Source organism: Geobacillus sp. E263, from assembly GCF_007197795.1.
Classification (GTDB): Bacteria; Bacillota; Bacilli; order Bacillales; family Anoxybacillaceae; genus Parageobacillus_B; species Parageobacillus_B toebii.
On sequence record NZ_CP041632.1, the window covers coordinates 2,569,364 to 2,589,191 of the forward strand.

Below are 19,828 nucleotides of genomic sequence, written 5' to 3' on the forward strand. Positions count from 1 at the left end.
CTATATGTTCCATCGTTTTTTGCTGTTATGGAGATAATATGAGTTACTCTTGTTTCTTCATCATCATCTAAAAAGTCATAGTTTCTATAATAGCCATATCCTCCTTTCTCTGTTTGGTCTTTGCCGTACTTTCGGTTTTTCTTTCAAGTCCTCTACCTCATAATCATCTAGTGCATACCAGATGGCCGAAAGAGTATGCGGGTCAATGTTAAACTCGTCTTCGATGATGTTTCCGTTTTTGTCTTTGGCATATGTTAAATCTTTTAATTCAAAAATGGTGTTCGTACATCTATCCGAACAAATGATTTTTTTAAACCTCTTGATTTTCTTAGTGTATTGTAAACGAGAGCCTGGAAACTTTAGTGCTCCTACCATATTGAACCCCTGTTTGCGGTAGTATCGAATGGTTTTTGGTTCCGCACTATCGGCTTTGATAAGCTCCTGCGTTTCTTTAAACTCGGATATCTCCTCGGCCGTTTCATCGTCCGTCATTTGATTCTTGTAATACTCCCAATAGATATAAAGGTATTTTTTATCAGGGTCCACCGCCAAACGTATAACGGCGTTATAAGAATCAACAAAACCAAAGTCCATGCCAACACGCTTTATCGGCTTACGAATGTTTGAAATAGCTTCCATAACTTTATCATGCGGAGCTACTTCAAATTGAGGAAATACCCGAACTCCGTTAACGCCAAAATGACCTTTCCGGGCAACGCGGTAAAGGTCTGGGTCATAGTCTTTTAGTTCTTCCAATTGAGCGATATAACTTTCAGGCAAAAATAAATTATCATCAGCAGTTGAGTGATGATAATAGGTGTCGTTTGTTATGATTGTCCGTTTTTCATAAAGTTCTTCGTCATCCAAAATCAAACGCTTATTTTGTTCATCTTTAAAAAAATGTCGGTAGGTCCAGTTGTTCTTGCTCACTGGATTTGTTGACAGGATCATATGAAGCTTCAATGTTGGATGACGTAAGCGTCCGAGCAGTTCTTTAAAACCTTCATATTTGACTTCGGAACACTCTTCAACCCATATGATTGAGACGTTATGGATTGATTTCAGCTTGGCCGGCTTGTCCATTCCTTTAAAGATGATTTTTGACCCGTTAGGAAAACGAATTTGCATGGGAGATGTCAAACATTCGATTATGTTTTCCAAACCCAAGTCATGGACAATTTCCTCAAGTAACGAATACGTTGAATCCCTATGAGTATCATAGACCTCACGAACAACTAAGGCCGTGCGTTTTTCACTCAATAGTTTTAGAATTAGTTTTAAAGCAATATGATAACTTTTACCGGATCCGTAACCGCCGACAAGAAAGTAAAACTTATGGTTCCAATCAAACAGAAAGTCTTCAAAATGAGGGTTGACTTCTTTTTCAATAATCATGAATCCTCACCCTTGCCTTTCCGCTTGATGAGGATTTCAATCGGCTTGTCGTCGGAACCGGAAGAGATTTTTTCAACCTCCGCCTTCGTTTTCTCGATTCCTAACCGCATTTGCTCAAGTTTCAATCGACGCTCATCATCTTCATGAGCCAGTTCATTAAACTGCTTAATTAAGCTTCTAAGCTCACTCATGGCCCTAGACTGTGCGTTGAGAAAGGTAGCATGACGATCCCAGGCAAATTGGAATTCCCACTCTGTCTCTGAGCTACTTGAATTTTCTCCCCAACTTTCTTTCTCCTTCTTCAATTCTTTAATCATTTCATCCTTCGATTCAACAAACATAATTTTCTGTGCTCGTATAATCGCAGCATATTGAATCATGATCTGATCCCAAATAAGATCAGCAGGACTTTTCTCTTCCAACATCCCCATGATTTCAAGTGTTTCTTGCGGGATGTATTTCGAGAAGAAGCCATGCTTCAATGCGTTCTGGTTGCCTTTTGGAGCCGCACCACCTTTATTTCCCTTTGCATTTATATTCCCTATAGGTGCGCCCCTTTTATTTTTTGTGTGCACACTTTTTTCTTTGTGTGCACCCTTTCCACGCGTCCAACCGTAACGCTTTTTCCATGACTTGACCGTATTTAAAGACACGCCATATTTTTCAGCAATGTCCTTGTATTTCATGCCTTTGACATAATCTTTTTCAGCTTGAATATATTTTTCCGTCACCTGCTACATCACCTGCCACCTCCGACTATTTGTGTTTGTTTTGGAGCAAAAGAAAAGCACCACATTGGGTGCTGAATAATTATTTAACTGATTTCTTTCGGCAAATAGTAGTTCATGTAATATTCTACATCATACAAGAAACTGTATACGTTATTATAAGTTATTCTTCCTACTATAGAAGCAATTGCTTCATGGACAGCTGGCCTATAATAATTAAACAATTTATTATCCTTATACAAATTTTCAATTCTTTTTAAGCTATTATTTTTATATTCTTTTTCTAGTTCACCTCTTATTTTTTTAGCAATTTCAAGACTAGCTTTGGGATCTTTTTTATAAAGCTCCATTCCTTTACGTGCAGTCGTAATGAAATAATTCATTTTTTCTAAAACTTCATCCGTGTTTACATCATGTTTTCCATCAAACAATAACTCCCTCATCGCATTCTCTCCTTTCACCGATTCATTTCGACAAAAGGAGACATTTCCCTGCTACTTTTATCCTAATACGTTGTTTTTCCTCCAAAATAAAAACGCCACCCCGATCGGAGTGACGCCCTGCTTCAACATATCCCACGATATCATCATAACACGTCTAAACAGAAATATTCTGTCTCTTTTCTGCCATTATTCTGCCGCTTTTCTGTCATTTTCATAACTGTAAACTTCGAGCAAATCGTTCATACAAGCTCTCCAGAGTTCTAATGTTCTTCAGTTGGCTAGAAAGTGTGAGTAAAATGTTTGTGGGAAAAATTCTTAGAAGTTCCCCGATGAGGGGGTTGGGAACGTAGGTTCGCAATCCCCCCTCATCGGGGCCACCAAGCGAAGCGCGGTAGGATCCCAAGCAGGAAACATGAAAAAAGGACTCTCTCCCTGGTAAGATGTTCATTGACCACACTACAAACAGGAGGAGAGAGTCCTATGAATATTCAACAACATCTTACCACAAATTCGTTGACATGGAAAGAGATCGAACTTGCTTTGTTTCGAGCCTTGCAAAACGCCTTCGCCGAGCTGTTTACGGCTCTGTTGGAGGACATCGACCGGCAATTGGCAGAGAATCGAGACAAGCGCCGATACCACTTGAAAGACAAACGACGCACCACGATTCAAACCCTGTTTGGCGAAGTCACCTTTGAGCGGAACTACTATTTAGACCGGGAACAAAACCGTTACACGTTTTTGCTTGATTCCTTTTTAGCGTTTGATGGATCGCAGTCAATCAGCCCTTGTCTAGAAGAAACGGCGGTGGGATTGGCGGTGGAGTGCTCTTCCTATCGCAAAGCGGCTCGTACGCTTGCTCAAATGGTCGGGTATCCGGTGATGAGCCATGAGGCGATCCGCCAGTTGGTGCTCGAGGCCGAAGTTCCGCTGCACTGCCCGGTTGACCAGCGATATGGACGGGTGCTGTTTGTGGAGGCCGATGGACTGTTTGTTTCTCGCCAAGGGAAGGGAAAACGGGCCAAGGAAGACAAAATCCTGACCGTTCACGAAGGGTGGAAGCGCAACGGCTCACGGATCGAATTTGTCAATCAGCGCCATTACGTCCATGAGGGCAAGAGGGAGGTGTGGGAAGGCTTCGAGGAATTTTTGATGAACGAATATGCCTATGATCCGTGTCGGGATCTTCTTGTCATCAACGGGGACGGCGCTCCATGGATTACCGCGTGCCGGGAGTATTTCAAGGGACGGGTCTGCTTCCAATTGGATCGATTCCACGTGGCGCGTGAGTTGCGCCAATGCCTCTCGGGCCATCCACGGTGGCAGGCGATTCGGCAAAAGCTGGCGAAGCAGGATGAAGAGGGGTTGCTTGTGGAACGGAACAGCGCCCTCGGCACGCTGGGGGACGAAGCGAAAGAACAACAGCTGGCTGCCTTGATCCACCGGATCGAATCGATGCCGGGATGCATCCGTGATTACCGGGAATGGCTGAAGGAGCAAGGAGTGGACACAACGGGCATGTATCCGATGGGGAGGGCTGAAAGCGTGATGAGCCAGCTGGCGTATCGGGTGAAATACCGCCGCAGTTGGACAGACAAGGGACTCAGGGCGTTTTTCAAGGTAATGATTGCCCGGATGGATGGGATTCGTCTTTTCGGACGTCGTTTAGGAGAAGAATCGTCGCATCCGGCGGAGGAAACGGCATCTACCAAACAGACGATCGTGAACAAGGCGAAACAACGCGTCCGCCGTCTTCTTCCGGAGGTAACGCGGAATAACGTGCCATATTTACAGCAATCGTCCGGGACACCGATCTATCATGCCCTGTCTGAACTCAAGGGATGGTAAAAAAAGGTATACATATCGGTCTGTCATGGCAAGGGATGAGAGTCCGAAAGCGCTTACGGATGAAATTCAAAAAAATGGTTCGCCAATCTATGACTTACACCTGTTTTCAGCGAACCAAAAAAGTTCCCACAAAATCTTGACTGACTCCTAACGATCTAATTGATGTATTAATTGCCTTTTTAGAATATAATAATGTTAAACGAGAAGGTTATTTATTTTATCCGGAAGGGGGGATAGTGCCAGATGATTAATGAGTTAAAAAATGCATATGCTGAATGGATCAAAGAGCAATTTCGATTTCGGGAATTGAATGGCGCTATCGAAATCACTACCCCTTTCCTAGATAAAAACAATGATTTTATACAGCTATATGTCGTTCCTACAGATAATGGTTTTAAGATAACCGACGACGGAAATACAATTAATGAACTGTAGATGAGCAATTTTCATAACAATAATTACCATGTAAAAAGAAACAAACAGGGTACCCCTTATGCCACATGGAGCTGTTTTTTCACGGTATCAATGGGAATATTTTGTTTCGCTGCACAGTAAATGAACTCCACGAGGCTATGTCCTTTTCTCTTGCGCAAGAGATCGAGCCCATCAGAAAAATCGCTGTTCGACTCGAATAGGCTGTATACGTAAGCAAGCTGCACCAAGATCCAGTAGCGTTTCACCGCCCGAACCTGACGAACACGGTACCCATCGAGCTTCAGCTGGTCTTTCGCTTGTCGAAAAAAGCATTCGATCGACCAGCGTTGGGCATAGTGGCGCAAGATGTCTTCATCGCTTAGCTCCCGGTCGGTGCTCAAGACGCAGTGAAGATGTTCCGATGTCATCGGCTGATTGGCTTTCCAAGCGAGCAGCACCACCGCATGGTCGAGACCGTTGAGCGCTCCTTCGTAACGATAGACGCGATAATGCTCTTCTCCCACCGTGACGAGGTGAGTGTCATTCGGTTCGATGGAGCGGGCCAACTGCTTCGCTTGGACGGCAACGCCGTTCGGATAGAGAATCCGGTTCGTCTTGAGCATCGCGATGACGTGGAATCCTTTTTTCAGACAAGCTTCCACGAGCGCTTTCGATGGATACCACGAATCCATCAGCACATAAACGGGACGGCGTACATCCAACGAAGAAAGCATCTCGATCGCGAGTTCCCCTTTGCTTTTTCCCGCCGTCTTGTCGTAGAGGCGGAAGGCAAAGGGAAACGCCTGGGTTGCAGTATGAACCATGAACCAAACAAGAGAATGGCCCCAAATCGATTTTTTCTCTGAGTGAGAGTAGTGCCAATCACATCCCTGAATCGCGTGTGTTGCCCGTGACGAAGGCTTGGTTTTTTGGCAAATCGTATCATCGATCGAAACAAACAAGGGTTGATTCTCCTGTTTGGCGATGCGTTCGACACGACGAAGGATCCACTGCTGGAGTTTGCGAAGCAGTGTCTCTTCCTCCCACGGACTTTTCGTGAAAAAATGGCTGAGTGTCGTGCGGTGGTTCGGATGAAAGCTCCCATGATGAAGATCGGTCAATGTTCCCGAAAAGCCCTTCGTGATCATCGCATCCACGATATGAACGAGATGCTTCATAACAGGTTTTGAAAAATAAAGGGTCAACCCCAACATCGTGAAAAACTTGTGAATTCCTTGATGATGTGCTAATCTATTCATGAGACATGAACCTCCTTGTGAATGGTTTGTTAGCACATCTATTCTAACCAAGGAATCGGGTTCATGTCTCCTTTTTTGTTTCGATGTAAATTTATGTTAGTGATTTTGCTCATCTACAGTTAATGAACTTATGATACCCGTGGTGCTAGTTGAGCTTTAGCGCTCAACTAGCCCAAGTGTAACCAGGGAATAAGCTAACAATATACCGTCTAGTGCCACTTCAAATCCGATAATCGAATTGGCTCGGATCCCCGTGATGCGATAGTGGTCAACCAGAACCGAGAACACCGTCTCGATCACTTTGCGTTTTTGTTGGATCCATTTCTCCCATGCCTCGGACGCACGATGTTTCTGGTTTTTTCGAGACGGAGTCCAAAGCGCCATTTGGTATTCTTCGTACAGCCTTTTTTGCAAGTCACGGCTAATGAATCCTTTGTCCCCAAAGTTATAGGGATGAGGAATTTGAGTCATCACGCTTTCGGCTGCGATTCGATCGTGGCAAGATGCTTCCGTCACCACATACCCCATTGGCAACCCTTGATCGGTCACTTGAAGGTGCAGCTTCAACCCGTAGTACCATTGCTTTTTGGAAGCGCAATACCCGATGTCGGCGATCTCTTGAAACCGTTTGACGCGATGCATTCTTGCCGTATGGCACAATGGGAGCGGCAAGCTGTCCACGACGGCATAGGCATGATGTTGGCCGCGTTTTGCCAGCTCATGGCGGATCCATTTGATAGCGAAGCCAAGCGCCCGGCAGCGGCGGTTATACCGGGAACGTTCGAGAAACGAGCCGTTTGTGAACAAATTTCCCGTGACAAAACGATGCCACGCCCGTTCAGAAGTAAAACCGAGCAGCTTTCCTAAAAGATGAATGGCGATGATGACAGCGTCCTCTTGCTTGACCAAATGGCGATTTCGACGATGAAGATGCACCTGAATGCATGAAAGTTGAGCAGAAACAAAAACGAAAATGGCGGCATATTGCTTTTGAATCTTGGCCCGATCTGTAGTAAAATGAAAGTGCTCTTGCATAGGAATCCTCCTTTTTAATGGTTGGTTGCACTTTCATTTTAAGGGGATCCTCATGCAAGGGCTATTTTTATGCTTGTTTGAGTTTATCTAGCACCACGGGTTTATGATGTCTGGTGTTGAAGTATTCGATTCTCCTAGAAGAATGGATATACTTAACTTCATACTAAACGGATATGGTGTTAAACTAAACGACGAAGAACTATATGTGAATGCTAATATTTCAAATTTCGCTCAAAAAAAACATTCTCTTATCCAAGCTGTATTATCTGTCAACGACATGTTTATGACTACCCGTGAAACGATATCGGGGATATTCTTAGAAGAAGTGCATAATTTTCTAGAAGCAAAGGATGTACGGTTCATACCGAATGTCTCGTTTAGTGGGAAGAGTGGTCTTGTTCATAATTTTGATTTTGTGATTCCGAAGTTTAAGACTGCTCCTGAACGAGTACTAAAAACATTTAATAATCCATCTAAAGAACGGACAGAAGCGCTATTGTTCGCTTGGAACGATACTCGGATGGCACGTGACGAAAATTCAGTATTATATGCATTTCTAAACGATAGCGACAAGAAAATTAGTAATACAATAATTAATGCATTAAAAGAATATGGCGTAAAACCAGTTCTTTGGTCGCAGCGAGAACAATATATTGAAGAACTAATCGCCTAACAATTAGGGCTTTTTCTTTTTATTGCCAAACCAAACGTTTGTTCGTATAATCTCCTTAGGGAGGGATTTTTATGCAATTATGTCACTACTATACTACAGCCCTTGAGGATTGGGTCACGAATCTTTATAAACGATTAGGCATCTTCCATCCTTCTCACATTGATCCATCGTTTATTGCCCGGAAGATGAACATTTTCTTGCGCGAAAAACCTTTTCCATCCACTCATCAAGTTGTGGGTCGCTTTCGCTGTATTGTCGTCGACTCACGACTATCGAAAGAGGAAAAGCGAGAAGCCTTCTTCCATGAGCTATGTCACATTCTCCGTCATGTTGGAGTCCATGATGCCAGAGGCTTTTCGTGAGCTACAGGAACGGGACGCAAGGCTTTTTACGAAGTATGCCGCAATACCATACCATATGCTTAAATTCATTGATTGGAACGACCGATACATAGTTGAACAGATGGCGAATATGTTCAAAGTAACGCCGGAGTTGTGTGAAGAACGATTAACACAGGTTAAAAATCGAAATTTGTACCAGCAAATCTATCTTGCGAAAAATCGGTCACATTCTAAAGGCAAAATGCGATAAATTGTACCCAAAACCATCTGGAAAACGTTTTAACATAACAATATCAGTATCACTCGAAAGGAGTACTAGACAATTAGTGAAGCAGGCAAACTTATGTATTTTTTCAGTTAATGTAGAAAAACCCTTAGCAGGGCTTTTCTTTTAAAAATAATTACGAACATATATTCTATTGTAAGGAGTGATTATTAATGAAAAAAAATCAATCAATTAGAAACTTAAAGAAAGTAGAAAAAACTGTAAAGATACCTGTCCTATCGAATTTACGTATGGTTAATGGCAGACTAATAGCATTAGTGAATGATGTTATAGAAACACCTATTGAATGGTTGAAGGAGGATAAAAATAATGGCAAAGGGGCATGTTAGACCAAGAGGAAATAATAAATGGCAATTAGAAGTTGATTTAGGATCCTACGTTGATCCTAAAACCGGAAAAAAGAAAAGAAATCGAAAATACAAAACAATAACTGCAAAAGGAGCGAGACAAGCAGAGCTAGAACTTGCTAAATTTGTTGCTGAGGTAACCGGAGATGGATACTTTGAACCGGAGAAAATCAATTTTGTTGATTTTGTACAAAACGAATGGATTCCGAAATGCGCTAAAAAACGGTTGGCCCCGACAACTTTTGAAAATTACATGGAATGTGTTAGAAATCGAATATTACCTGCTTTCCAATATTTAAGAATGGACCAGATAAAACCAAAACATATCATAGATTTTTTGGATAACCTTGAGGAAAACGGTATGAGAATGGACGGCAAAGGAGGAAAATTGTCCAGTTCTCGAATTTACTATCATTACCGAATATTAAATAACATTTTTAACTTTGCACAAGAAATTCAAATCATTAAAGAAAATCCTGTGAAAATGGTTAAAAAGCCAAAGGTAGAGTACAAAGAAACAGAGGTATATACGGATGAGGAGGTAGCTCATCTTTTGGAATGTTTGGAATCTGAAACACAAGTACCACACTGGCAGATCATCATTAAACTCGCGATCATAACTGGGATGCGACGATCAGAACTCTGTGGTCTGGAATTTAAACACTTTGATTATGAGAATGGCTTAATCCGCGTCCGCCAAGCTCTCACTTACACAAAAACCAATGGATATGAAATCCACGAAATCAGAAAAGGGAATCGAACGGCCAGACAAAGAGATATCCATATCCCCCTTTCCTTGGCAACCGAAGTCAAAAAGTTGGAACTGCAAAGAAAAAAAGAGCGCTTAGCTGCGGAAAAACTTTGGATGGACGGAAAATACAATTTTATTCTCTGTGATGAAACAGGGAAACCGTTTAATCCAAACTCTCTCAAAAATTGGTGGGAACGATTTATAAAACGTCATAAGCTTAAATATATTAATATTCATGCTCTTCGGCACACGTCGGCAACGTTGCTGATCAATGAAGGTGTGCACGCAAAAATCATCTCTGAACGTTTAGGACATTCCGATATCAAAACGACAATGAATATATATGGACATTCTCTAAAACAGGCTGACAAACTGGCAACAGAAAAATTGGAAAGTGTACTAAAAAGATCAGCAAAAAAATCAATATGAACCATCAAAAAACATTTAATTTTTCCGTTTTGCCGGCAAAAAGTCGGCAAAAACAGATTTTTAAAGAAAAAGCGCGGTTCATGATTTTCTCAAGAACCGCGCTGTATCAAGGACTTTTAATGATGATTCCGACTGGGCTCGAACCAGCGACCTCCACCCTGTCAAAATAGAAAGGGGAAAAACAAGTGAGTTAAATACGCAAAATGAGTTAAATCGAATTAAAATATGTCTTGAAAATACGCGATATTTCAAGGTTTTTCTGTTTAAAAGAGTTAATAAAAATTAAATAAATTAATTGTGTTAAAGTGCCTCTTGTGCAGATTTTGTGCAAGTTTTGTGCAGATTTTTCTTCGGTGTGTAGTATGTGGGGTCCCTTATTGATCATTAAAAAATCTCTAAGATTTTTTAATGAGTATCTAGAGTCATCAGAAAATATCATTAAATACTTGGGAGAACACGAAAATTAATCAGCGTCATCAACTTTCTGAGAAGGAGATCATGGGGTTGGAACAATGTCTCGAAAGTTATCCCAATGTTCACCCCATCTATAAAATGGTTCAAGATTATCGCGAAGGGATTCGTCAAGCAGACTACCATCGTTTTTTACGTTGGCTACGTCATCAGCTTTTGGATTCAAAACAGCCGTTTTTTATCCATATGCTCGCCGCTTGCGCAGCGATTTGCAGGCCGTAAAACATGCTTTTCTTCTCCCATACAGCAATGGTGTTCTGGAAGGGCAAATAAACCGGTTGAAAACTATTAAACGAATGATGTATGGCCGAGCTGGATTAGCTCTGTTAGAAAAACGTGTTCTCTATAGGTATTTTTGGCAATTAAAAAATGTACCAAATGGCAAATAAGAGTATCCGTTTAACTGAATATTAACTCATACACCACGTTACTTGACATGGAGCCTCTGCGGTCATGATTCTACGCAAAAGAGCAAGCCATATCGTTTTGCAGGCAGGAGAGCCTATCATGACCGCCACTCCATATCAAGTTATAATTATACCGATATAGATGCATACGCTTAATTGCCAAACTGTACATTTTCTAATTGCCACTAACACTATAGGCTATAATCATTATTTTAATATTTAACCCGTGGTGCTAGATAAACTTGATCAAGCATAAAAATAGCCCTTGCTGGCGGATCTCCAGTAGAATGAAAGTGTCACCCAACATTCGAAAGGAGAGATCCCCCATGCAAGAGCACTTTCATTTTACTACAGATCCAGCCAAACTTCAAAAACAATATGCCGCTATTTTCTGTTTTGTTTCTGCCCAACTGTCGTTGATTCAAATGTATCTTCATCGCCGCAACCGTCACTTGGTCAAGCAAGAAGACGAAGTGGTCATGGCGGTTCACCTTTTGGGGAAGCTGCTGGGCTTTTCTTCCGAACGAGCCTGGCATCGTTTTGTCACGGGAAATTTGTTCACAAACGGCTCGTTTCTTGAACGCTCCCGATACAACCGCCGCTGCCGGGCGCTTGGTTTCGCCATCAAATGGATCCGTCATGAGCTGGCGAAACGTGGCCAACACCATGCTTATGCGGTCGTCGACAGCTTGCCTCTTCCGTTGTGCCATCCCGCAAGAATGCAGCGCGTCAAGCGGTTTCGAGGGATCGCGGATATGGGGTATTGTGCTTCCAAAAAGCAATGGTACTACGGTTTCAAGCTGCATCTTCAAGTGACCAATCAAGGGCTGGCCATGGGCTATGTCGTGACGGAAGCGTCCTGCCACGACGTCAAAGCCGCTGAAACGGTGATGACTCAAATCCCTCATCCCTACAACTTTGGGGACAAAGGGTACATCAGCCACGCTCTTCGAGAAAAGCTGTACGAAGAACACCAAGCCGCGTTCTGGACACCGTCTCGACACAATCAAAAGCACGGCCCATCCAAGGCATGGGAAGAATGGATCAGGAAAAAACGCAAAGTCATCGAGACGGTGTTTTCGATTCTCGTAGACCAATACCGGATCACCGACATTCGAGCGAATTCCATGGCCGGGTTTGAAGTGGCACTCGATGGCATCTTGTTGGCTTATTCCTTGGTCACACTAGGGCTGGTTGAGCGCTGACACTCAACTAGCACCACGGGTTTTTAATATTTAATAAAACAATAAAAATCCCCAACAGGATGATAGGTAATCACTCACCAAATGAACGTAAGAACCAATTTTAATCGTTATTGACAATAAATAACCAAATGGTAAGAAAAAGAAACAGAGACTACTCTCAAAAGGTCGGTTTAATGACCTTTTGAGACAGCCTCTACTCCAAATTTTTTTGGCATACCTATACCATTACAACTCCTTATAAAATATTTTCTCTAAGCATATATCCAACTACAGATCCTTTGTTTACCATAAAGTCTAAAATCACAAGAACTTCCTGCTTTAATTTCCTTACCTTTTTAATTTTTTCCCTATTGGTATATATATATTTTTTTAAAAGATTTTCGAGATAATACATCGTATTTACTTCTAATTTTTCAACCCATAAATTTTTATTATTTTTTAGCATCATAGAAATCCAAGTAATTCCGTTATTAAGATATATACTTCCAACATAATTTAGCAATTTAGAAATTGAATATAGTACCGAAGGGCAATGTCCCATATCTCTAACAACTTTACTAAAAAACACCTTATCTCGTTCTTTTAATGAATGCCATTCTCTAGCTGTCTCATTCCAATACGGATGCGCAAACAAATAATTTTTTACAATTTTTTCTTTATATAATTGTTTATCTCCATCCTTTACAAGTTCGACTACTTTTTCATAAAACAAATTCCATACTTGCCAAAAGTTATCGTAAGCCACTATTCTATCTTCAATAAAGATAAATTCTTGAAATAAATCTGCAATAGGTTCAGAGCTATTAAAAAAGTCTAGGAAAGGTTTTAAATACTTAGGAATATCTTCTTTTGAAGAACTTAATACAAAAAGCGCATACTTTTCAATAAATGTATGTTCTAAATTATAGTCAATCCTATTTTCTCTATTCCTAAATAATAAAACTTTTGCAAATGTGTCAATTATAGATCGTGCAAATTGCTTTATTTCGACTTTATTTACATTTAACGGCATTAATGAAAAGGCTGTCAATAAAATACTCAAATCTAAATCATCGATCATAGGAACATCTTCAAAACTAACTTTATTTTCTACTACTTTTTGTATATATGATTCATTTTCTTTAACAAACCTATCAAGTAGCTTTCCTTTTGATATAGAGTTGATATAATTTCCAAATATTTTTTTACGTAACTCAACATATTTTGGTTTTAATATTAAATATCCTAAAAGAATTGACTCTGCATCATCAGGACAAACTTCCCATAAAGTAGACTGTATTGCTTTAATAGCGTAATCTGAAAATTTTTTATTCACTCCAATAGGATGGTCATCAAATAATGTCAATAATAAAGTAATTTTAATTTTTTCTTTTTCTTCAGGAAATTCCTTTAATAATATTGGAAGTACAGAAATACATGCATCTACTCCATCACCTATTTGATATCCATAATTATCATTAAATGATGAAGTAGCAGTAGCTAATATTATATTTTTACAATAATCCCTTTCATCCAAGGAAAGAAGCTGAAAATGATCTCTAATTAAAACTGAGCAAACTAAAGCTGGTATTGAATGATTAAATAAGCAAAAATTGTAATCCTTAGTTTCACTCAAAATATGTATTATCTCCTCTATCTCTTTTAAAGTTACAAGTGGATTTTCCTCATATTTAGTATACTTCTTAAATTGTTCATTTTTTTCTAATTTATAAATTGCCCACATCTTTAAAGAAGTATATTTCATTCTTCTTTCGATTTCTTTTTGTGTTGCCTCAGAATAATTTTTAAGTTCAGAGTCTAGTTCTGGATTAAATTCTAATAATATACCGTCTTCTATTTCTTCAAAAGTAGTATTCATTTTTCTTGAGTCCATTCTTGCTAAATAAAGTCTCCATGTTTTATTTGATTTTATTTCTTCGTTTTCTTTTATTTCTTCATAATACTTATCTAAAATTGCCCAAATTGCATTTTGTCTCATTTCTATTTCTTTATAACTAATTTGGCTATTCTTAAATACCTGATAATACAAAACGAGAGATTCTAGTGATTTTTTTCTGTGTTCATCTTCACAAGTTTTTATTCTTTCATTTAAATGAATATTATCTTTATAATTTAATCCATAGCCTATTGAGTAAAGACTTTTTGCTCCACTGTCTTGGACCATTCTACTAGTATCATACTCAAAAAATTCCTTTGTTTTAAATAAAACTAAAGCAACATTAAAAGTCTTTTCAGGATATGCTAAAACAATACTTGTTACCACTGCTGTTATGGATGCAGATTTAGAATTTTTTAATAGATACAATAACCAGCTCTCCAATGTTTTTGAGTCACTATACTTTGCTGCTTCAAGGAAAAATTTTTCCAACGCCATGTGAATTGATTCAAGAAGGTTTGGTGCTGTACTTGTTCCCCTGTACATATTCCAAATTCTGCTGCTAATATATTGTTTTACAGATTTTTCGTCTGTTATAAATACTTGTACCTCCTGAATCTCATTTTTTCCAAATTCGGATGTTGCATAGTTTTCTACAGTTTTATTTGTAAAAGATATGATGAAATCAACTGTATTTTTTAATGAAACCTGTAAAAGCCAATAAATAGGAGTTTGGTAAGCACTTGAAGGATAATAATCAAAATGATTATTATCCAAACCAAAATACTGTTCTAAATCCATTCTTGATAGAAATAAATAATCATCTTCCTGCTTAGGATGGTCATACCAGTATAAATAAGCTAATTGTAAAATATATTCAGGCAAAGCTTTATATACTTCAATACTGTCGAACGTTTTGGTTAAAATTGATTGTATTAAATCATAGTAGGGGTCTAAGTGGTGTTTCCACTTATTCTCTAATACCTTATTAAAAATTAATAAAAGTTCTTCTTTTACTTCAAAAGCACCGTATAAAATTGTTTGAATAATTTTTTCTTTAGTATCGTCATTATGATAAAAATAAATATCCTTCTCCATAAACCATTCATAAAATTTTAATGCAATTAAACTTGATAGTCGCGTTGTTTCACCTTTTTTAATTTTATTGTTCCAATCATGAATAATAGGAAGAATATAATCTAAATTGGATTGATCCTTTAATTTTTCGAAATTCTGATATACAAAATTAATTAGGACTTCCCAACCTTTTCCCATTGGCTTCGTTAAAATTAAATTTAGCGAAAGCAATTCGTTATCCTTTACTCCAAGTTGTCTTAATAAATCTTTATCTACTTCTTTACAAGCAATTCTTAATAAAAAAGATATTTTTTTAAGTAACTGAGCATTATTTTCAAGTATCGTTTCCTCAAATAAATCAAAAAAAACCTCTGAGTAATCAGATAATAATATAGAAACTAGGATTTCATCTCGCCAGAAGGATTCTATTTCCTCATCACCAATAACTTCTTCAATAAATGTTAATATTGAATCATCTTTTAATTGAAGTTTTTCGGATACCCATTGTCTAAAACTTCTACGAATTGGAAGTGATTCTCCAATATTATAGAAGAAGTCTTTATTATCATTTCTCTTAATAAATTCAGTTTCAATTATTTTTTCTAATGCCCATTCTTCATAAATATCATGTGTTATAAAATAACCGGCTGTTTCGTATCCTAAAATCCCATCAGTGACAAGACTATTTAAAGTTGATTCACTCAGATTGGGAGTAACAAAAAATTGCCCTTCATTCGCCCTTTGTAAAGCAATTTGGAGGAAGCATTGTTCTCTAAATGGGCTTGATTTCTTAATAATTTTTTGCCAAAGTATTTCCTTGAAATTTAAATATCCCACTCTTTCATCCTTTTTATAAAATTTAAGATATTCGTTCAAATAAAATGGATTAGTAATTAGATCCAATAATTTCAAGTCTACTGGAAGTTGAAAATTATATTTTTGGGCTATATTCGTTAACTCTTCATTACTTAAATTATCAATTAAGATTTTTGTAGGTTTTATTTGATAAAAATCTAAAAATTGTAATTCTAAATCTAACATATAGCTACTTCTTGCAGTAAGAATAAGTTTCCAATTATTAGTCATTATATTATGAAGGAATTCCTTAAATGGTTCGGTATTTTTTAAGTCTAGTAATTTTTCTGCAGAATCAATTACAATAATTTTTATAGATTCATCTTTATGAGTATTAAGGAAATCTTGCAATGTAAAATTACCAAATAAATTATTTATATCAACTAATTCAAATTCGCTAGCTTTAAAAACATAAATGGGTATATTATTTTCCTCTATTTCTTTATATATTTTTTTTATAACAGCCGTTTTACCAACACCTGCAGCACCGGTTAGAATTAAGAGCTGATTTTGCTTAATTTCTGCTAATATGTATTTAATAATTTCAGTTCTATCAATTTCAATCTTTTCTTTTTCAAAAGCTATTTCAGTATTAATATGACTTAAAATTGATTTTGAATGTGTTCGTTTTTCCTCTATTAAATCAATAATACTTTTACCCAATTTGAAAAAGTGTTGCGCCAATTTTTCATTATCCATTGTCACAAATGGTGATTCAAAAAAGCTAGCAGTTCTCCATTCTATTTTAATCATCAACTCTTTAGCTTTTTTTTCGATTTCTAACTTAGGTAATGGGTCATTTTGTTCTCTTCCTTGTCCCCATTCTTGATTTGAATAAAAAATAATTTTTGAAAGTTCAGGATATCTTTCTTTACTTTTAGTAAGTGTTTCTATCAAGTCATTTTTATGGTCAGATAATGTTGTCTCGTAAAATTTTGCTTGCCAACCTATTACTTCATCATTTATCGTAATAGGATCTGTCTCTATTCCTGCTTGGTTTTTATAACGAAAAATACCTAAAGGTTTGTTAAATTCTCTACAAAAAAGTAAATAACAAAACCATTCAAAACTGTCTTGAGGATTATCACTAAATTTTGCTTTAAAAACATTCCAATCTGGTCTAATCAATCTATGAATCCCCTTTCTAAGAACGATATTTTTATAAAAGCTATGTGAGATAAGGACTTGAAATATAATTGAACTTTTATTTTTGTTTATTCTTATGTACTTTTAGGATAACACCTTAAATTTCCTATATGTAAAATTATACAATTATCAAAAATGTTTTACTACGTGTGATTATGAAAATTAAAAAAGAAACTTTTAGCTTCTCCTTAGCAAAAATTGGTTGTTAACCATAAAATTTCCTAAAATAAAATGAACCATAAAGTTTCCAAACGGAAATTTTATGGTTCATGTCACACTGGAGTAAGTTCGTAATTTCGTTCCCTAACAACATACGGAGGGTCAACATAAAACAGCGTTGTAGGAGAATCATATACACGTATGACTTCTCTAAAGTCACGACAATCAATAATGACATTCTTCATACGCTATGCATTTGATCAATTTTATTTTGTTGTTGATTCCTTCCATTGGACCATTCGAGTAAGAAAAAACGATGCAAGCAAACACCGTGTCTCTTCGGGTGATGAGTGCCTTGGCAATACTGCGTACGACGGCACATTCGCTAAAAAGTACCGGTCAAACCATTGGGTCAAAAGTGATTAAATCTTTGATAAACTGAGATTGCATGCGAAATTTCCTCCATGGTTGATGGTTTGGTCACCTTTACCATACAGGAAATTTCGCTTTTTTTGTACCCTTATGCACAAATAAATGAGGTTGTCAAGTACATTTTGTGGTGAAGAACCTAATTACGAATATTTTTCCTCTTTATGGTACATAATGTCTCCTGTCCATATATTAAAAGGGCAGGTAAGTCTGTATGAATAAAAATCACTATCACACTCTCCAAAAATTTTATATTTACCCCCAATACATAGGAATATATAAGTTCAAAAAACATTTGCATGATATTGAAGGGATATTAAATACTAATCCAGAGGATTTTTCCACCCTAAACCCTAAAACATATTATTTCTTTAAAATGCCATTATGTGGGCATCCACAGAAAATCAGTTTGGTTGAACTAAGAAAACGAATAGAGACCAATGACCCTTTAAAACTTTATTGCCGTATTTGCAAATGGCTAATCAATTCCGGAATCACCTATGAGCAGCTGGCCAAACTTTATTCTGTAAATAATGAGAGACCTTTGAGCGATGTCCACTACCGACACCATCCAGTGATTTTTACATGCCCCGACTGTGGTGACGATACTCCCTATAAAGAAATGCGTTGGGTTTTAGATCATTTAAAAAAAGGGGGAAGTTTCAAAAAACATTGCAAAGGCAAATGCAACTCTGTAGGGATGAAGTATTCCGCCCTCGTTCCCTTATGGGACAAAAAAAGAAATAAGATAAGTATTTTTGCAGTACCTGCAAATGATGACAATTTATATCATCGTAAATGGTACTTCTTATGCGCTGTTTGTGACAAACCGATTGACACTCCAACAACTGTATACAATGCTGCCATTAACATACCAAGATGCATACGACATAAAATCAAATCGGGAACTTCATTTGCCGAAATGGCCATATTCTTTTCATTCGCACGTTGTTTATCAGCTTTCCCTTATATCGAATTGAATCACAGATATAAGTATTATCGCCACCGTGAATTTGATATTTTCGTTAATGTGACGTGCCATGATTCCCACCATTTTTTTGCGGTCGAGGTCGATGGCATACACCATCGAAATACAGCGGACAAAGATGAGGAAAAAAACCAATATGCTGCTAAGAATATGATTCATCTTGAGCGCGTAAGGGATGTAGAACTTGCCAACGTTAATCTTGAAAATTTTAACAACTTGATTCAACGTAAGAGTAGGGACAAAACCGAACTTAATCAAATCATTACCGAACTGTTGAATCGTTTTCTACGCTGGCTCTCCACCCTAAATATGGAAAAGGAGCAATTTCAAGAGTTAAAAGCAGCGATCATAGAAGAAATCCAACACGTTGATGTCATCAGAGATGAAAAAGCTATTTGGAAACAATTGAATCACTTAGGTAAAAAGTTATTGAAAGATGATCCAAAATTAAAACCTATTTTCGAGCAACTGAGGGAGGATGTAAGAAGGGAATTAGGGGACTTCATTACCGTTACAGAGCAAGATATCAAAAGGCCATTTGTTTGCTCAAAATGCGGCAACACTTGGGAACAGTATGTTAAGGCTGTTGTCGCAAATTTCCGCAATTCAAAACGTAAAGCAACAGGCTGTCCAACATGTGCAAACAAAAACAAAGAGCTGAACGCTAAGCTAAAAAAAGAAGCATTTGCTCTAAGAAAAGCGGGGTTTACTCAAAAGAAAATAGCAGAAACGCTGGGAAAACACCCAACAACCATTTCTAGCTGGCTAAAAAAGTTCGAGGCGTTCTAAACTTTTTCAGCATGATTCCACCGATCGGGTGCTTGATTTCAAACTGCGTCATATACTTATTCCTCCTAAAAAAGCTGTTCCTTGGAAAAATTCCTCTCCAAGGAACGGCTTCGATAATATAAGCGTATGAATTATGCGCTAAACTTGAACATGCAGGTTAGATCATGATCCTGTTTACTACTACCGTCAATGATAAAAATTCAATGCCTGCGAAATTTTAAAAAGTGTCTCTATTCTAGGACTTGTAAGTCTTGTAAGCCCTGCTTCAATTCTTCCAATTGTCGATTTGGGAACTCCAATACGATCTGCAAGTTCCTGTTGAAACATATTCAGCTGCTTCCGTCTTGTTTTGATCTGAGCAGCTATCGTTCCTTCTAATTGAAGTTTTTGAACATGCCGCTCGCCTCGAATCGCTGCATATTTCTTAAAAAAATCACTCATTCTTTTTTCCCTCCCCATTGATTAATAAAAGCAAGG

At 37.9% G+C, this 19,828-nt stretch carries 18 protein-coding genes and 1 pseudogene; 10 read left to right on the forward strand and 9 right to left on the reverse strand.

The features are described 5' to 3' along the window. Positions 1-84: 84 nt before the first annotated feature. The 3 genes from FNL97_RS13195 to FNL97_RS13205 form a co-directional block, all read right to left on the reverse strand. Complete coding sequence (locus tag FNL97_RS13195; protein WP_502707746.1) at positions 85-1,395, reverse strand: PBSX family phage terminase large subunit; 1,311 nt, start codon at positions 1,393-1,395, stop codon at positions 85-87. Then, entirely contained in the window at positions 1,392-2,126 is a 735-nt protein-coding gene (gene terS, locus FNL97_RS13200) for a phage terminase small subunit (protein ID WP_143415935.1), read from the reverse strand. The genes FNL97_RS13195 and terS overlap by 4 nt, the downstream gene beginning before the upstream one ends. An 83-nt stretch (positions 2,127-2,209) precedes the next feature. Continuing rightward, entirely contained in the window at positions 2,210-2,566 is a 357-nt protein-coding gene (locus FNL97_RS13205) for a hypothetical protein (RefSeq protein ID WP_143415936.1), read from the reverse strand. Positions 2,567-3,046: 480 nt separating this feature from the next. On the opposite strand from FNL97_RS13205, the gene FNL97_RS13210 reads away from it, so the two are divergent. Next, positions 3,047-4,414 (forward strand): ISLre2-like element ISGsp4 family transposase, encoded by a 1,368-nt coding sequence (locus FNL97_RS13210; RefSeq protein WP_143415937.1) that lies wholly within the window; start codon positions 3,047-3,049, stop codon positions 4,412-4,414. Positions 4,415-4,657: 243 nt separating this feature from the next. Further along, a complete protein-coding gene (locus FNL97_RS13215) occupies positions 4,658-4,849 on the forward strand; it encodes a DUF1828 domain-containing protein (RefSeq protein ID WP_143415938.1) in 192 nt (63 codons plus the stop codon). A 56-nt stretch (positions 4,850-4,905) separates the two neighbouring features. Here the strand turns inward: FNL97_RS13215 and FNL97_RS13220 are convergent, their stop codons facing one another. Further along, positions 4,906-6,087, reverse strand: a complete 1,182-nt coding sequence (locus FNL97_RS13220; protein ID WP_062678816.1) for an IS701-like element ISBsm1 family transposase — start codon at positions 6,085-6,087, stop codon at positions 4,906-4,908. 156 nt (positions 6,088-6,243) lie between these two features. Then, on the reverse strand, positions 6,244-7,122 hold the full coding sequence (locus tag FNL97_RS13225; protein WP_143415144.1) for an IS982 family transposase: 879 nt from the start codon (positions 7,120-7,122) through the stop codon (positions 6,244-6,246). Between the two features lie 103 nt (positions 7,123-7,225). Between FNL97_RS13225 and FNL97_RS13230 the strand changes: the two genes are divergently transcribed. The 7 genes and pseudogenes from FNL97_RS13230 to FNL97_RS13250 all read left to right on the forward strand — a co-directional run bounded on the left by FNL97_RS13230 (position 7,226) and on the right by FNL97_RS13250 (position 12,032). Further along, positions 7,226-7,795, forward strand: a complete 570-nt coding sequence (locus tag FNL97_RS13230; protein ID WP_143415939.1) for a DUF1829 domain-containing protein — start codon at positions 7,226-7,228, stop codon at positions 7,793-7,795. A 185-nt stretch (positions 7,796-7,980) separates the two neighbouring features. Then, a complete protein-coding gene (locus FNL97_RS18760) occupies positions 7,981-8,157 on the forward strand; it encodes an ImmA/IrrE family metallo-endopeptidase (protein ID WP_353652916.1) in 177 nt (58 codons plus the stop codon). 417 nt (positions 8,158-8,574) lie between these two features. Further along, positions 8,575-8,751: a hypothetical protein gene (locus FNL97_RS18050; protein ID WP_157778190.1), complete on the forward strand. Its 177-nt coding sequence runs from the start codon at positions 8,575-8,577 to the stop codon at positions 8,749-8,751. Continuing rightward, positions 8,732-9,949 carry a site-specific integrase gene (locus FNL97_RS13240; RefSeq protein WP_143415940.1) on the forward strand — a complete coding sequence of 406 codons (1,218 nt, stop codon included), beginning with the start codon at positions 8,732-8,734 and terminating at the stop codon, positions 9,947-9,949. The genes FNL97_RS18050 and FNL97_RS13240 overlap by 20 nt, the downstream gene beginning before the upstream one ends. Positions 9,950-10,453: 504 nt before the next feature. Beyond that, complete coding sequence (locus FNL97_RS18160) at positions 10,454-10,642, forward strand: hypothetical protein (RefSeq protein ID WP_205729472.1); 189 nt, start codon at positions 10,454-10,456, stop codon at positions 10,640-10,642. Continuing rightward, positions 10,606-10,809, forward strand: a pseudogene (locus tag FNL97_RS18925) (hypothetical protein); the annotation flags it as partial. The gene FNL97_RS18160 and the pseudogene FNL97_RS18925, both read left to right, overlap by 37 nt. A gap of 344 nt (positions 10,810-11,153) precedes the next feature. After that, positions 11,154-12,032, forward strand: coding sequence for an IS982-like element ISGsp1 family transposase (locus tag FNL97_RS13250; RefSeq protein ID WP_004439648.1), 879 nt, complete (start codon positions 11,154-11,156; stop codon positions 12,030-12,032). Positions 12,033-12,267: 235 nt separating this feature from the next. Here FNL97_RS13250 and avs4 read toward each other — a convergent pair whose 3' ends face one another. From avs4 to FNL97_RS13265, 3 genes are all read right to left on the reverse strand, one after another. Further along, positions 12,268-16,968 carry an AVAST type 4 anti-phage nuclease Avs4 gene (gene avs4 / locus FNL97_RS13255; protein ID WP_143415941.1) on the reverse strand — a complete coding sequence of 1,567 codons (4,701 nt, stop codon included), beginning with the start codon at positions 16,966-16,968 and terminating at the stop codon, positions 12,268-12,270. Between the two features lie 290 nt (positions 16,969-17,258). Beyond that, the gene (locus FNL97_RS13260) at positions 17,259-17,390 is read right to left on the reverse strand and encodes a DNA adenine methylase (RefSeq protein WP_143415942.1); all 132 of its coding nucleotides are present in this window, start codon (positions 17,388-17,390) and stop codon (positions 17,259-17,261) included. Next, on the reverse strand, positions 17,371-17,475 hold the full coding sequence (locus FNL97_RS13265; protein ID WP_286173378.1) for a transposase: 105 nt from the start codon (positions 17,473-17,475) through the stop codon (positions 17,371-17,373). The genes FNL97_RS13260 and FNL97_RS13265 overlap by 20 nt, the downstream gene beginning before the upstream one ends. Before the next feature lie 313 nt (positions 17,476-17,788). On the opposite strand from FNL97_RS13265, the gene FNL97_RS13270 reads away from it, so the two are divergent. Next, on the forward strand, positions 17,789-19,351 hold the full coding sequence (locus tag FNL97_RS13270) for a helix-turn-helix domain-containing protein (protein ID WP_143415943.1): 1,563 nt from the start codon (positions 17,789-17,791) through the stop codon (positions 19,349-19,351). A gap of 186 nt (positions 19,352-19,537) precedes the next feature. Here the strand turns inward: FNL97_RS13270 and FNL97_RS13275 are convergent, their stop codons facing one another. Then, a complete protein-coding gene (locus tag FNL97_RS13275) occupies positions 19,538-19,792 on the reverse strand; it encodes a helix-turn-helix domain-containing protein (RefSeq protein ID WP_286173379.1) in 255 nt (84 codons plus the stop codon). Positions 19,793-19,828: the final 36 nt, after the last annotated feature.

Excerpts from the sequence above, each read along its gene's own strand:
- FNL97_RS13275 (WP_286173379.1), bottom strand. The coding sequence starts at position 19,792 with ATGAGTGATTTTTTTAAGAAATATGCAGCGATTCGAGGCGAGCGGCAT.
- FNL97_RS13220 (WP_062678816.1), bottom strand. The coding sequence starts at position 6,087 with ATGAATAGATTAGCACATCATCAAGGAATTCACAAGTTTTTCACGATG.
- FNL97_RS13230 (WP_143415939.1), top strand. The coding sequence starts at position 7,226 with ATGATGTCTGGTGTTGAAGTATTCGATTCTCCTAGAAGAATGGATATA.
- FNL97_RS18760 (WP_353652916.1), top strand. The coding sequence starts at position 7,981 with ATGAACATTTTCTTGCGCGAAAAACCTTTTCCATCCACTCATCAAGTT.
- FNL97_RS13225 (WP_143415144.1), bottom strand. The coding sequence starts at position 7,122 with ATGCAAGAGCACTTTCATTTTACTACAGATCGGGCCAAGATTCAAAAG.
- FNL97_RS13205 (WP_143415936.1), bottom strand. The coding sequence starts at position 2,566 with ATGAGGGAGTTATTGTTTGATGGAAAACATGATGTAAACACGGATGAA.
- FNL97_RS13240 (WP_143415940.1), top strand. The coding sequence starts at position 8,732 with ATGGCAAAGGGGCATGTTAGACCAAGAGGAAATAATAAATGGCAATTA.
- FNL97_RS13195 (WP_502707746.1), bottom strand. The coding sequence starts at position 1,395 with ATGATTATTGAAAAAGAAGTCAACCCTCATTTTGAAGACTTTCTGTTT.
- FNL97_RS13210 (WP_143415937.1), top strand. The coding sequence starts at position 3,047 with ATGAATATTCAACAACATCTTACCACAAATTCGTTGACATGGAAAGAG.
- FNL97_RS13250 (WP_004439648.1), top strand. The coding sequence starts at position 11,154 with ATGCAAGAGCACTTTCATTTTACTACAGATCCAGCCAAACTTCAAAAA.
- FNL97_RS13215 (WP_143415938.1), top strand. The coding sequence starts at position 4,658 with ATGATTAATGAGTTAAAAAATGCATATGCTGAATGGATCAAAGAGCAA.
- FNL97_RS13260 (WP_143415942.1), bottom strand. The coding sequence starts at position 17,390 with ATGAAGAATGTCATTATTGATTGTCGTGACTTTAGAGAAGTCATACGT.
- FNL97_RS13270 (WP_143415943.1), top strand. The coding sequence starts at position 17,789 with ATGAATAAAAATCACTATCACACTCTCCAAAAATTTTATATTTACCCC.
- FNL97_RS18050 (WP_157778190.1), top strand. The coding sequence starts at position 8,575 with ATGAAAAAAAATCAATCAATTAGAAACTTAAAGAAAGTAGAAAAAACT.